Raw genomic sequence first — 13367 nt, forward strand, 5'->3', positions numbered from 1 at the left:
ATTAAAATATATAAAATATGCGTAGTTTAGTCCTCGTGCTGTTGGCTGCATTTTTATTTCTTAATTACGTTCCGATGACGGGTCAATCTAAAAACCCGCATCGTGAAAACACTAAAGTAGCCGCAGCACCTGTTAATAAAAAATCGGAAGCAGAAAGCTTATACACAACCATGAATTTGGAGAATATCCTCCCGTATGAAGCTTTTGAACAAGCATTCCAAGGGTACCAACAACTGCAACCCGCAAATAAAAACATCTTAAGCATTATTGACTTTACCCAGCCCTCTACAGAAAAAAGAATGGTTGTTTTAGATATGCAGAACCATAAAGTACTTTACCATACTTTAGTGTCGCATGGTCGAAATTCGGGAGAGAAATATGCTGTTTCCTTTTCCAACAGAGAAGGATCATACCAAAGCTCACTAGGGTTCTATAGTACCGCCAATACCTACCAAGGTGGAAATGGCTACTCTTTAGTACTTAACGGACTTGAAGGTGGTATCAATGATCAAGCGAAGGCTAGAGCGGTTGTCATCCATGGTGCAGACTATGTGAGTCAACAAATTATTCAAAGCACAGGAAGACTTGGCCGTAGCTACGGCTGTCCAGCCCTGCCACGTGAACTTACAAAACCAATCATTAACACAATAAAAAACGGAACGTTACTCTACATCTATGCGAAAAACAAGGAATACCTTGCAAAAACAAAAATTATTAATCAAGGATCGACGACCATGTTAGCACAACATGATAGATTAGAGTCTACAGATTTGAAAAACTTAAATTAAAGTTGTAGAAAAAATAAAGCCTCCTAATGAATCATTAGGAGGCTTTTCTGTTTATTAAATAGCATTAGCTACCGCGCGGCGCCTGCCTGTTAAACTTCTCATACAGCTTACGTACATTTTCCTGTTCCAACGCTCCTGCGTCAATATAAATTTGACGGTCAGCCCCTTCCACTATTAATTTTTCATGCTTACGATTGCGCCAAATATTGGCGACAGCCAACCTACCGATTGTCGTCTTCGAAAGACCTAATAAGGAGCAAGAATAATCCCCCAATAGGTAATGGTTATAGAAAAGATGAATCTCGCGCATCATCTTACGCATCAAAGCTGTTTTTGGATAAAAAGCGTGTATCGGTTCCTCCTGAAGAGCATGTGCCAGGCTCTTGCTATCGGCATCGCCCTCACGCTGGGTCATCGTCCAATAGTATAGCTGCTCGATAGCCTCCTCCTCGTTATCAGCTAAAAGCTCCAACGGAACCCCCAGTAGATGGCTCACATACTTCCAGAAATGAAATAATCCAGCTACCTCCTCTTTTGTCGGTTCCAGCCCCATCTTGCGTAAACCAACCAAGAAGACTTGTGTAAAACCGAGATGCGTAGCCAGCATATCCCATGTATTCAAAGGCTTTCCCCAGCTAGACTCATCCCAATCTGTTTTCTTCTGAATATGCTTCCGTGATAACGCATGCATGATACGCGTACGTACAATCTGCTTGAAGCCCTCCTTTCGGTAATGAATATTTCCAGGCTTCGTGATCTGTACCCAAAACTCGACCGTATCGCTCAATCTACGAACGGCACCTTTTTCTAAGGCTCCTGTATAGATTAATGGTTTATTTATGGCGGCTGATTCATAGCCCCCCATTAAGCAATAGTCGCGCAACACAATGAGGGAGGTCAATCCTCCACGTTGGCACAAACGCTGCCCTACGGCTAGCAAGTCCCAATCTACCCAATTAGGCTCTAAATCAATCTTAGCAAAGAAATCATCAAAAATAAAACGAACATATTGTGCGAGCGTTCTATTTTCTAAATAGTCTATAAGCATACGATGGCCTGCTGCAAAACCAAACTTAAGATGAACCTCCTCCACCAACTTATCCGCAAGATCATCGCTTTTAAAAAGCAATGGAATATACGCTTCAGCTTCCTTAAGGTCCAAGTTTTTGTCCAATTTATGCAACAACTCAACTCCTGCTCCTGCCGACCAATAATGAGCAAAAGAAGACGTATTATGTTTATATCTGAATGGTGCCTCCAATTTAGGTTTAGTTATCAAGGTTCCAATTAAAATAATTTGCTCGTGCCACGACACACTCTTTCACATAGGAAAAATTAAAATCTAAATAATCCATCTGACAAGCGGTACTATCTGCGCAGCAGAACCGTCTATTGATGGTAAATTTCAATCGGAAAGAACCTTCCTGTGTAGAACTATCGAATTTAACGGCGTGAACTTCAAAATCGTCAAACTCGGGGCTTCCATCTTTATCTTGAAGCAAATCAAATAGAAAGCCTTTAAGATCATCCAGTTGCTGGGGCATCAAAAGATCATAAAAAAGTTGCGGACGATCAATGATCTCCGGAAACAAAAAGTTAGGTATATCTAGTTTTATCGCTATCGCCGAGTCCGTATTCATAAGCTAAAACTTTATCATAATTTTTATACAGCGGAAAATGCCGCTCCCGCAATGAAAGTAACGTCTTTTCCGATAAATTTTCATAAGTAGAAATGGCTAAAAAAACGCCATAATCTAACACCTCCATCTTTAACCGATGTAGATTTTTATCGAAGGTAATCAACTTTTTCTTAAGACAAATAGAATAAGGATTTGTTTTAAGTTTACGAAAAGCAACATTCGGAATTAAGCAAGAAAGTCGCTCTTCCCAATTACCCACCATAACCAGCAGTCGCTCCTGTAAAATTTCCTGTATTAATCGATCCCGTTGCACGGCCGAAAGGCCTTTATCCGCTACATAAGCATGCAAAATATGGTTATTAAAATATGGCTTTATACGGTGGGAGGAAATTTTAAGTGGCCAGCTACGATCGAAAATGTCAAACCTATCCATTCGAATTTCTTGTTCAACGAACACAGCATCAGCGGATAACTTGCGTATACACCAGATGGCCTCCTCCTTCGGTAAGGTGGCCTGCACAGCTACTACCCTTGCCGTAGCATCCCACTGTAGCACGCGCACTCCTTCTTCTTGCTGCAAGAGAATCTCTACATCAAAACCATCAATAGACCATAGCATATAAACAAAATAAGTAAAAAATCTAGGCATTTGACACAATAGCTTTACATTTTTTCCAAACTTCTTTTATTATGTTTGTGTAGACAAAAAACTAAATGCATATGAGAAAAATACTTGCAATGGCTACGATGCTAGTTGCTGCTGGAGGCTATAGCTCCGCGCAAACACATCAAGCCATTAATCAATCCTACATGGACAAAAGCGTTCGTCCACAAGATGACTTCTACAACTACGTGAATGGAAACTGGATGAAAACAGTAGAAATTCCATCTGACAAAGCTCGTTGGGGTTCATTCGACGAATTAAGAGAAAATACAGACAACACTGTTCTACAAATCTTAAAAGAATCTTTAAGCCAAAAGTTTGCACATGGTACCGACGGTCAAAAAATTGCTGACTTGTACAAATCATACATCGATTTCGCAAAAAGAGACCAATTGGGTACAAGCCCTATTCAACCTTACTTGAAAAAGATTGATGCTATTCAAAATGTAAATGACCTATACAACTACCTAGTAGAAGTAGGCCCAGAGGGTAAAAACCCTTTCTTTGGCGCTTACGTATCGGCACACATGAAAAATAGCGATATCAACGCTGTTTATTTAGGCGGTGGCGGTCTTGGTTTAGGTCGTTCATACTACCAAAAAGTAGATGAGAAAAACACCGAAACATTAGGTCAATACAGCTCGTTCATTTCTAGCTTGTACGGCAAGATAGACCCTAAAACAAGAGACCTTAAAGGTCCTAAAGTTTTAGCATTCGAGAAGCAAATAGCATCTTACCTAAAAACTATTGAAGAGTCGCGTGATGCACAAAAACGCTACAATCCAGTTGCAGTAAAGGACTTGGGTAAGATGGTTAAAAATGTAGATGTAGCTAAGTATATCAAAACTTTAGGCTTTACAGCTGATACCGTTATCATCGGTGAGTTGAAATACTACGAGAATCTAGACCAAATCATTAACCAAAAGAACCTTCCACAAATTAAAGAGTACTTGAAGTTCGGCGTAATGAACGGAGCGACAGGCTACTTGACAAAGGAATTGGATGAGCTTTCTTTCGACTTCTACGGTAAGCTTTTACGTGGACAAAAAGAACAACGTGCTTTAGATAAACGTGGTTTAGAATTTGTTAACGGCACAGCAGGTGAACTATTAGGTAAACTATATGTAAAAGAGAATTTCCCACCTGAAGCAAAAGCTGCTTGTGAGGAAATGGTACAATACTTAATTGGTTCTTTCCGTACACACATTGAAGACTTAGATTGGATGTCAGCTGAAACGAAAGTTAAAGCTTTAGAGAAACTATCGAAGTTCAAAGTGAAAATTGGTTACACCAATAAATGGAAAGACTACTCAAAATTAAACGTAGGTACTTCATTGTTTGAGAACATCAAAAACTTAAGCCAATGGTCTTTCCAAGAGAACTTAGCGAAACAAGGTAAACCTGTAGACAAAACAGAATGGGGCATGACGCCACAAACGGTTAATGCATACTACAGTCCTTTATACAACGAAATTGTATTCCCTGCGGCAATCTTACAACCTCCATTCTATGATTACAAAGCAGACGCTGCTGTAAACTTCGGTGGAATTGGTGCTGTAATCGGTCACGAGCTTTCACATGGTTTTGATGACTCAGGATCACAGTATGATGGTAATGGTAACTTAAATAACTGGTGGACTCCTGCTGATAAAGAGAAATTCGAAAAAGCAGCAAATGCATTAGTTGCGCAATTTGAGGCTTTCGAGCCAGTACCAGGTGTATTCGTAAATGGTCGTTTCACATTAGGTGAAAACATTGGTGACTTAGGTGGTTCTTCTGTTGCGTTCGACGCCTTAAAAGCATACCTTAAAGATAAAGGAAACCCAGGATTAATCGACGGATTCACACAAGAGCAACGTTTCTTCCTTTCATGGGCAACCATCTGGAGAACAAAAACTACAGATGAATTTGTAATCAATCAAGTGAAAACAGATCCGCACTCACCAGCACAGTACCGTGCTTTTGCGCCGATCATCAACTTAGATGCTTTCCATGAAGCTTTTAACACCAAACCAGGTGACAAGCTTTACAAAGCTAAAGAAGATCGTATCAAAATTTGGTAGTCTATCACCACGTATAAATAGAAAAGGGATGCTTCATAAGCATCCCTTTTTTGATTAATCAAAGGCCTTAAATATTATAAAGGAACTTCCATCAATAAGAATTGAGCCGCTGAATTGGCCTCTATCTTCACTTCTTTTGTCCCGCTGATGCCTAATCCATCGCGTGTATGCAAAAGTTGTCCTTCAACATTTAAACTACCGCTTAAATTGAATATATACAAACCTGTATTTTCACCTTTAAACGTGTATGTTTTCGTTACTCCTTTATCAAAGGATGCTAAGTGAAACCAAGCATCTTGATGAATCCACAAGCTTTTATCTTCTGGATTTGGAGAAACAATCTGTTGAAAAGTATTATGTCTTCCCGCTTCATCGAAATAAAGCTGATCGTAGCGAGGTTCTACATCACGCTCATTAGGGATAACCCAAATCTGCAAAAAGCGAACCTCATCTTCTTTACTTTTATTATATTCACTGTGTGTAACGCCCGTTCCAGCACTCATCACCTGCACATCACCTTGGCGTATAACACCACTATTGCCCATGCTATCTTGATGCTCTAAATCGCCTACTAACGGAATGGAGATAATCTCCATATTATCGTGCGGGTGTCGACCAAAGCCCATACCACCAGCTACTATATCGTCATTCAATACGCGAAGCGCACCAAAATGCATACGATCTTCATCAAAATAATTCGCAAAACTAAACGTATGTCTAGATTGTAACCAACCGTGATTGGCCTCTCCACGAGAATCTGCAGGGTGAAAAACAAATTTTGTCATAATATTTACCTTAACAATTTCTAACCATAAGGAAGCAGTATAGCTCCTTTACTTTGAATATGCTACAAAGGTAAGGCCACAAAATGAACCCACCGTTAACATAGGATAAGAAAGCTCCTACAGCAGATGATCTGTAAACTCTAGCCTACGTAACCCCAGCTCTAAACTCGCGCGCTCTGCGGCCGTCAAGGTGCGTAGCTGTGCTATCGCTGGCTGCAATTCATGCAGCTGCGCTAAGGTGCGTATCCCCAAAGCTGCCGTTGCAACAAGTGGATTTGACAAAACGTAGGATAAAACGATAGTCATAGTGTCTACGCCCAAATGCTCAGCGAGGCGGTCAACCTGCTTGCGAGCATGGCTAACCTCACTAGAGCGTAACTGCAAATAGTTGTCTGCGGGTTTATCCAGCAACAGACCTTGAGCAAGTGCGCCCCGAGCGACTACAGCAATCTGTTTGCGCTGCAATAAAGGGAATAGCGCTTCTGCTCTCCTATCCAACAAACTATAAGGCATCATCACTGAGGCGATGTTAGCGCGCTCGGCATAAGCCTTAATCACATTAGGACGGATGGATGACAGTCCATAATAACGAATCTTACCTTGTTTCTTTAGAAGCTCAAATGCCTCGATTAGCTCATCGATAGGGTCCTCAATCATGCCACCATGCAGCTGATAAAGGTCAATATAATCGGTTTTCAATCGAGATAAGGAAGCCTCTACCGTCTTGATGATATAAGGTTTACTGGCCTTCCAGTTCCATGTCTGCCCGTCGGAGTTCCATTGATTACCAACCTTTGTTGCTAAAACTACTTTATCACGAACAGGGTGTAACACCTGTCCAAGCATATCTTCATTCAGCCCGCGTTCATACAAGTCTGCCGTATCAAAGTAGTTTACACCTTGATGGTAGGCCTCTTGAATGATGCGTGTATTCAGCATCGTTGAGCCACCTTTCAATGACATCATACCCAAGCTGATTCGTGATACCCATAAATCGGTATTTCCGAGTTTACTTTGTTGCATCTTGCCCTTTAATTCCCAAAAGCTCAATATCAAACACTAAAGCGCTGTATGGCGGAATATTAGCACCGGCACCACGCTCACCATAGCCTAAAGCTGAAGGAATGTATAAACGATATTTAGAACCTACTGACATCAATGGAATACCAATCTGCCAACCACGAATAACCTGCGCCAATGACAAATCAATAGGACGACCACGGTCGTAAGAACTATCGAATACCTTTCCGTTGGCTAAGGCTCCTTTGTAATGTACATTGACTTCATCCTCCATGGTAGGCTTAGCGCCTGTACCTTCCGTCAAAACCTCATAATATAAGCCATCCTGCAAAAGCTTCACTTTTGGGTTGTTCTTCAAGGTGTCAAAGAAAGCTTGTTCTTCTTTTTTCAATCCAGCGGCCTTAACTTCGGAAGCTTTGGTAAATGCGGCACGGATGATTTGCATTTTTTCCTCTTCGCCAAATAACGTTGTTTTATTTTGTAAAACAGCCTCCATCCCTTGTATAAAACTTTGAGAATTCAAGGGAAGCCCACTTGTAGAAAAAGACTTCGCGACATCCATGCCTAAAGCGTAAGAAACAGAATCGACAGCGACTTTACGCACGGGCGCTTGTGTCGTGGTTTTCTTTGCCGGCGCAGCCTTATTTGTTTTTTTTACTTGTGCAAAAGTTGTTGTCGTTTGCACGCCTGTCGCCAACATTAAAGCGGCAGCGATTTTAAAATATGTATTCATTATTTATGTTTCTCTACTATCGATGATATTATTTCTTGTGTATTATCCGGGTAATCTACGGTAATTTTTGTTTCACTATTTAGCCACGACTCAATGGCATAATCATTTTTCTTCTTGAGGTTGAAAATAACAGGAACGCCCATTTGTTCGAGTGCCGCCGCATTTAGATGCTGCTCATATTGATTTTTCATGGGTACAACCAAAAGCTTCTTACCAAGAAATAATGCCTCAGCAGGTGTCTCAAACCCAGCACCACATAGCACGCCCGAAGAATTGGCCATACTTTTCACAAACGTATCACTTTGAATAGGGTTAATAGATACGTTCTTCACTGTAAAAGGACGCTTATTGTGCTTAGAGTAAACATCCCATTTGACATCAGGAAATTTAGCTAAGTTCTTAAGAAGATGTGCATCATCATAAGCGGGCAAATACACGGTATAATGCCCTTTATCTTGTGGATCCAATTCTCGAATAGACTGTCGAATAACCGGTGTAAAAATCTGGTTGCTATAGCTTTTGAAATGAAAACCGTAGGAGCTGCTCGATGGAGCATAGTTTTTCATAATGAACTTACCCAACATATCTGATTCTTCCGATTTGGGGCTCGCAGCGTCTAAAGCCGCTATCTGATGGCTCAACCCGACACAAGGGATATCCCTCGACTGGCAGGCCCAAGCAGAGATAGGCTCAAAATCATTGATGATAAGATCGTAGTTCTCAACAGGCAGGCTGTTAATCTCTTGGATAAACTTACGTACCGTAGAACTCATAAAGGTGCGCCATAAATCGACTCCGCCCGACTTACCGAAAATAAAGCTTAGACCATGCAGTTTATATTTCACATCAAAAGGCAATCCGATATCTGCCTGTATTCCACTAACTAATACATCAACCTCACCAAACTTTTTTAGTGCGGGGATGATATCAAGTGCCCTACATAAATGACCATTACCCGTACCTTGTACTGCGTACAATATTTTCATAATCGCTTACTCTTTTTGCTAGTCCAAAATAGCAATTTAAACTGTATTAATCGCCATAATCAAGGTAATCCCCAAAAATTATACCTAAATAAATAGCTTGGTTTATTGGGGTAAAATAAATATATTACAATTCCCGAAACACACCTTAAACCTATGCACTATGAAAAGGCTCATCCTCTCCATCGTGGCCTCCTTAGCTTGCTTCAGCCTAAGCGCTTGGGGCTTTTACGCACATAAGCTAATCAATGAACACGCGGTCTATAGTCTACCTCCACCCCTATCTATTTTCTTCAAAGAACATCGTAAGTTAATACGTGAAAAAGCAATTAATGCGGACAAAAGATGCTACACCGATAGCTTAGAGCCACCTCGTCACTATATTGACTTGGATCGCTATGAGAAAAGTATTGTAGATAATATTCCTTTGTACTGGTCAAAAGCCCGCGAGAAATATGGAGAGCGACAACTTCGCAAGCATGGGATTGTTCCTTGGCAAATACAAATAACATATCAACAGCTTGTCCAAGCATTCATCAAAAACGATGCAGCGCAAATAATAAATAAAGCTGCTGATATCGGTCATTATATCGCTGATGCGCATGTCCCATTACATACCACGATGAACTACAATGGACAATTAACAGGACAGATGGGTATTCATTCCTTTTGGGAGAGCAGGCTGCCCGAGCAGTTTGCGAAGAGCTATAAACTTGCTGTTGGCCGAGCAACCTACATTGAGAATACGCAAGAACTTGCTTGGACTATAGTACATGAAAGCAATGCTTTGGTGGAGGAAGTCTTGGAAATCGAGAAAGAGCTGTCCAAAACTTTTCCTTCATCTATGCAGAAAAGCTACATCAACAGGGCAAATATCACCATACTTACCTACTCCGACGCTTACGCCCATGCTTATCATGAACGCCTAAAGGGAATGGTGCAAGCAAGGCTACGCCTATCGATACAACGAATAGCTTCATACTGGTATTCCGCTTGGGTAGACGCCGGACAACCGATACTTCGCTCTGGCTACAAAGAGCCCACAGCGGCTTCTGAAAAAAAAGTGCTAGACAGGAAAATACTAGGACGTGAGGAATGGCACTAAGCGTAGATATTCTTCTTCAAAATCTGCACTACAATATCCATCTCCTGTTCGTTGAGGTGTCCAAAACCTAAGCGCATGGCGGATACATGCTGATTTTGATACAGCAATGTTTTAGGAATTAGCAGATCATCCTTAGCACAATTGGAGGCTAATTTATACAGCGATATATCACGACTCCAATTGGTCCACAAGGCCAGCCCCCCAGAAGGAACCTGAAAGGTGACGACCTCATTGAGATTTTCTACGAGTACTTTACAAAAATAATCTCGACGCTCGCGGTATACTTTTAACGACTTCTTCAGGTGTCGATGAATCTCTCCTTCTTCAATCATTTCACCCAAAGCATACTCCATCACCACATCGCCCTGCCTATCGATAATACCGAGATACTTCTGCATCTCCACCATAATGGTATGTGGAGCCACCACAAAACCCGTTCGAAAAGCAGGAGCTAAAGACTTCCCAAATGAACCTACATAAATTACCATCCCATCTTGATCAGCACTAGCCAAGGGCATCATATGTGCTTTCTCATACTGAAAATCATAATCGAAATCATCCTCCACAATCACGAAACCGTAAGCTCGAGCCAGCTGCAACAAGGCAATTCTGCGTTGCGCCGATAACGTAACCGTCGTGGGGTAATGATGATGCGGGGTTATATAAATCAAACGGATGTCGCCGGGACTAAAATGCGCTCGGATATAATCGACATCAATTCCTTCCTCATCGATTGGAATCGTACGTATCGTCGCTCCCATTTTTTGAAAAACCATGTTCACCGTAAACATGCTTAGCTGCCCTACTAAAACAATGTCGCCAGGGTTTAATAAAATCTGAGAGATAATATACAAACTCATCTCTGCGCTTCGCGTGATTAACAAATTCTCTTTCTCAATATGTAGACCTCGACTCAGATTAAGGTAATTGCTCAGTTGCTCCTTAAAATATTCACTTCCTTCTTGATGATAAGCGCTCAACCGCTTGCGATTACTCTTACGTTTTAATGAAGCGCTATAAGCACTACTCAGCTGTTGCAGTTGTGTCAAACGTATATCGGGCACCCCATCGTTAAAACTATACGAGCAGTTGGTATATTCAAACGGGTTATCCAGAATATTAGATTTACGAAAGCTGTACCCTGTTTCTTTAGGATACTTTGCTAAAGCCGTCAGCTGCGCCTGTCCCCGATCCACAAAACTATCCTGCCCCTGCTCAATAACAAAAGTCCCTTTATTTGGGCGCACCTCTACCCAACCTTGCGCCTCCAGCTCTGCATATATAGCGACCACTGTTTTACGGTGTACACCAAGCAAGTCACTGAATACACGGGTACCCGGCAGACGAGTACCTACTAATAAATAACCACGCTGTATGGCGTTCACAAGCTGCTGAACAGCCTGTAAATACATAGGCACCAACAACTTGCGATCCAACTTCACAATGCTTTGCAACAAAATCTCAACCGGACTACTCATATTCTCAAAATCGGATCAGTCTAATGAGCCAGAAAGATAGCAATTTTGAGCCATGAAAAACAAAACGAAAGTATATTTCATTTTAGCAGGTGCTTTGCTACCGCTATTGACAACAGCACAAATAAACAAGCAAGAGACGATTGATGAAATCATAATCAAAGAAAATAGAATTCAAATTCCTTTTCAGAAAAATAACAGAAACATAGAAATCCTAACGGCAGCGCAAATACAAAAACTTCCCGTAAAGACCATCAACGAAATGCTCGGCTACCTTAATGGGGTAGACATCCGCCAGCGTGGTCCTTTTGGTTCACAGGCCGATATTAGCATCGACGGCGGCAGCTTTGAGCAAAGCTTAATTCTGCTTAATGGCATGAAGATTTCGGACTCCCAAACAGCGCACCACAACATGAATATTCCCGTTCCATTGGAAGCAATTGAGCGTATTGAAGTATTGCGTGGCCCTGCAGCACGTATATATGGTATAAATGCATTAACGGGAGCAATCAATATCGTTACCAAACAGGTACAAGAGACGACTATTTCGGCAAACTTATACGGTGGCTCGTCCTTCAAGAATCGCGATGAAGAGGATAAATCGAGTGTTTACTATGGTGCTGGAGCTCGCATCGGTGGAACATGGCATAGCGACAAACAGCAACACCAGTTTTATTATAGCAAGGAGAAATCCAACGGACAACGCTACAATACGGCTTCTGAAAATGACAAGCTATACTACCAAGGTCAGCTTCATATCAATGAAAAGAATAGCGTAGACTGGATGGGGAGCTATATGTACAATAAATTTGGAGCTAATGGTTTCTATGCCGCTCCTGGCGACAAAGAATCGGAGGAAATTGTAGAAACGGTGATGGCAAGCATTTCTAGTAAGCATCAACTCAGCAATAGGCTAAGTATCAGCCCTCGTGTAAGCAACCGCTATAATGAGGATGATTACCGCTACTTTAGAAACGACCTCTCTAAAGCGAGAAGCAGACATTACAGCAACTCCCTTTCCCTAGAGCTTAATGGTCGTTATGAAACGGACTTTGGTGATTTTGGCTTAGGCTGGGAAACACGCATGGACCATATCCAAAGCTCTAATATTGGGCAGCATAGTAGAGAGAACCACGGTGCTTTTGCGGAATTCAGAACGGACAAGATTAAAAATATAGACTTAAACATAGGCACCTATGTCAACTACAATACACAGTATGGATGGCAAATTTATCCGGGCATTGATCTAGGCTACCATATCCATGAAAATTGGAAAATCGTCGTGAATGCAGGTAGTAGCCAGCGTGTACCTTCTTTCACAGACTTATACTTGAATCAACGTCCCGGAAATATTGGGAACCCTGACTTAGCACCCGAAAATGCGTGGCAAGCAGAAGGGGCTTTGAAATATTCGAAACAAGGAATCACAGCGCAAGCGGGCTACTTCTTCCGGAAGATAAAAAGCTTTATTGATTGGGTACGTGAAGATGCCAAAAATCCATACCAGCCTTTCAATATGGGTATAAACAACATGAACGGTATAAATACAAACTTCGCTTATACTTTTGCGAAAGGTGAAACAAGCTACTTCGTGAATGTTGGCTACAACTACTTGCAGCCAAGTCTAAAAACTGAAGAAGGTATTATCTCGAAGTATCAGATGGAGAATCTTAAACATCAAGCAAAACTACTGTTGAGCGCGAGTCAAAAAGATTGGTCTGTGTCGCTTGCTAATCGCTTCAATCAGCGTGTGTCCAACAAATCATACTTCATTTCTGATGTCCGGTTGAGCCACAACATGAAAGCATTTAGCATCTATGTTGATCTTCAGAATCTATTTGATGTAACCTATGTAGAGAGTATGGCCATTCCAATGCCAGGACGCTGGTATAGCGCAGGGGTTCGCTACCAATGGACAAAGAAGTAACAAAAAATAAGCATGAATTAACAAATGCTATTGTGAAATTACAAAGCGAGTTTCGCAATAGCACAACTCTTTAAAATAAAAAACGACGGGCTACACATACGGAGCTCGTCGTTTTTTTTATTATAAAAAACTTCCTCCCCTTTTGGCTTAACATATTTCAGTTCGACCTTTGATTCTAGCTTTT

General features: G+C 41.4%; 12 protein-coding genes. 4 read left to right on the forward strand and 8 right to left on the reverse strand.

What is annotated here, in order from left to right; genetic code table 11:
- Nucleotides 1-17 precede the first annotated feature (17 nt).
- Complete coding sequence (locus tag WH223_RS18160; protein ID WP_340049276.1) at nucleotides 18-788, forward strand: murein L,D-transpeptidase catalytic domain family protein; 771 nt, start codon at nucleotides 18-20, stop codon at nucleotides 786-788.
- Nucleotides 789-852: 64 nt separating this feature from the next.
- Here the strand turns inward: WH223_RS18160 and WH223_RS18165 are convergent, their stop codons facing one another.
- Genes WH223_RS18165 through WH223_RS18175 form a run of 3 tightly spaced genes read right to left on the reverse strand, consistent with a single transcriptional unit; the run spans nucleotide 853 to nucleotide 3077 of the window.
- Nucleotides 853-2067: an oxygenase MpaB family protein gene (locus tag WH223_RS18165; protein WP_340049277.1), complete on the reverse strand. Its 1215-nt coding sequence runs from the start codon at nucleotides 2065-2067 to the stop codon at nucleotides 853-855.
- Nucleotides 2057-2428, reverse strand: coding sequence for a hypothetical protein (locus WH223_RS18170; protein ID WP_340049278.1), 372 nt, complete (start codon nucleotides 2426-2428; stop codon nucleotides 2057-2059). The genes WH223_RS18165 and WH223_RS18170 overlap by 11 nt, the downstream gene beginning before the upstream one ends.
- Nucleotides 2385-3077, reverse strand: coding sequence for a hypothetical protein (locus WH223_RS18175; RefSeq protein WP_340049279.1), 693 nt, complete (start codon nucleotides 3075-3077; stop codon nucleotides 2385-2387). Before WH223_RS18175 ends, WH223_RS18170 begins: the two co-directional genes overlap by 44 nt.
- Nucleotides 3078-3148: 71 nt before the next feature.
- On the opposite strand from WH223_RS18175, the gene WH223_RS18180 reads away from it, so the two are divergent.
- Entirely contained in the window at nucleotides 3149-5155 is a 2007-nt protein-coding gene (locus WH223_RS18180; protein ID WP_340049280.1) for a M13 family metallopeptidase, read from the forward strand.
- Nucleotides 5156-5229: 74 nt separating this feature from the next.
- On the opposite strand, the gene WH223_RS18185 is transcribed toward WH223_RS18180, so the two are convergent.
- From WH223_RS18185 to WH223_RS18200, 4 genes are all read right to left on the reverse strand, one after another.
- A complete protein-coding gene (locus tag WH223_RS18185; RefSeq protein ID WP_340049281.1) occupies nucleotides 5230-5940 on the reverse strand; it encodes a pirin family protein in 711 nt (236 codons plus the stop codon).
- A 117-nt stretch (nucleotides 5941-6057) separates the two neighbouring features.
- On the reverse strand, nucleotides 6058-6963 hold the full coding sequence (locus tag WH223_RS18190; RefSeq protein ID WP_340049282.1) for an aldo/keto reductase: 906 nt from the start codon (nucleotides 6961-6963) through the stop codon (nucleotides 6058-6060).
- Complete coding sequence (locus WH223_RS18195) at nucleotides 6950-7693, reverse strand: FKBP-type peptidyl-prolyl cis-trans isomerase (protein ID WP_340049283.1); 744 nt, start codon at nucleotides 7691-7693, stop codon at nucleotides 6950-6952. Before WH223_RS18195 ends, WH223_RS18190 begins: the two co-directional genes overlap by 14 nt.
- Nucleotides 7693-8679, reverse strand: a complete 987-nt coding sequence (locus WH223_RS18200) for a glycosyltransferase family protein (protein ID WP_340049284.1) — start codon at nucleotides 8677-8679, stop codon at nucleotides 7693-7695. The genes WH223_RS18195 and WH223_RS18200 overlap by 1 nt, the downstream gene beginning before the upstream one ends.
- 160 nt (nucleotides 8680-8839) lie before the next feature.
- On the opposite strand from WH223_RS18200, the gene WH223_RS18205 reads away from it, so the two are divergent.
- On the forward strand, nucleotides 8840-9781 hold the full coding sequence (locus WH223_RS18205; RefSeq protein WP_340049285.1) for a zinc dependent phospholipase C family protein: 942 nt from the start codon (nucleotides 8840-8842) through the stop codon (nucleotides 9779-9781).
- On the opposite strand, the gene WH223_RS18210 is transcribed toward WH223_RS18205, so the two are convergent.
- The gene (locus tag WH223_RS18210) at nucleotides 9778-11259 is read right to left on the reverse strand and encodes an aminotransferase-like domain-containing protein (protein WP_340049286.1); all 1482 of its coding nucleotides are present in this window, start codon (nucleotides 11257-11259) and stop codon (nucleotides 9778-9780) included. The two genes, WH223_RS18205 and WH223_RS18210, sit on opposite strands and share 4 nt — an antisense overlap.
- Nucleotides 11260-11311: 52 nt before the next feature.
- On the opposite strand from WH223_RS18210, the gene WH223_RS18215 reads away from it, so the two are divergent.
- On the forward strand, nucleotides 11312-13183 hold the full coding sequence (locus tag WH223_RS18215; RefSeq protein ID WP_340049287.1) for a TonB-dependent receptor plug domain-containing protein: 1872 nt from the start codon (nucleotides 11312-11314) through the stop codon (nucleotides 13181-13183).
- Nucleotides 13184-13367: the final 184 nt, after the last annotated feature.

Origin of the sequence: Sphingobacterium sp. MYb382 (genome assembly GCF_037572665.1) — a bacterium.
In the GTDB taxonomy this organism is placed as follows: domain Bacteria; phylum Bacteroidota; class Bacteroidia; order Sphingobacteriales; family Sphingobacteriaceae; genus Sphingobacterium.

Coding starts and splice junctions, on each gene's coding strand:
- WH223_RS18160 (WP_340049276.1), top strand. CDS start 18: ATGCGTAGTTTAGTCCTCGTGCTGTTGGCTGCATTTTTATTTCTTAAT.
- WH223_RS18170 (WP_340049278.1), bottom strand. CDS start 2,428: ATGAATACGGACTCGGCGATAGCGATAAAACTAGATATACCTAACTTT.
- WH223_RS18175 (WP_340049279.1), bottom strand. CDS start 3,077: ATGCCTAGATTTTTTACTTATTTTGTTTATATGCTATGGTCTATTGAT.
- WH223_RS18180 (WP_340049280.1), top strand. CDS start 3,149: ATGAGAAAAATACTTGCAATGGCTACGATGCTAGTTGCTGCTGGAGGC.
- WH223_RS18185 (WP_340049281.1), bottom strand. CDS start 5,940: ATGACAAAATTTGTTTTTCACCCTGCAGATTCTCGTGGAGAGGCCAAT.
- WH223_RS18190 (WP_340049282.1), bottom strand. CDS start 6,963: ATGCAACAAAGTAAACTCGGAAATACCGATTTATGGGTATCACGAATC.
- WH223_RS18195 (WP_340049283.1), bottom strand. CDS start 7,693: ATGAATACATATTTTAAAATCGCTGCCGCTTTAATGTTGGCGACAGGC.
- WH223_RS18200 (WP_340049284.1), bottom strand. CDS start 8,679: ATGAAAATATTGTACGCAGTACAAGGTACGGGTAATGGTCATTTATGT.
- WH223_RS18205 (WP_340049285.1), top strand. CDS start 8,840: ATGAAAAGGCTCATCCTCTCCATCGTGGCCTCCTTAGCTTGCTTCAGC.
- WH223_RS18210 (WP_340049286.1), bottom strand. CDS start 11,259: ATGAGTAGTCCGGTTGAGATTTTGTTGCAAAGCATTGTGAAGTTGGAT.
- WH223_RS18215 (WP_340049287.1), top strand. CDS start 11,312: ATGAAAAACAAAACGAAAGTATATTTCATTTTAGCAGGTGCTTTGCTA.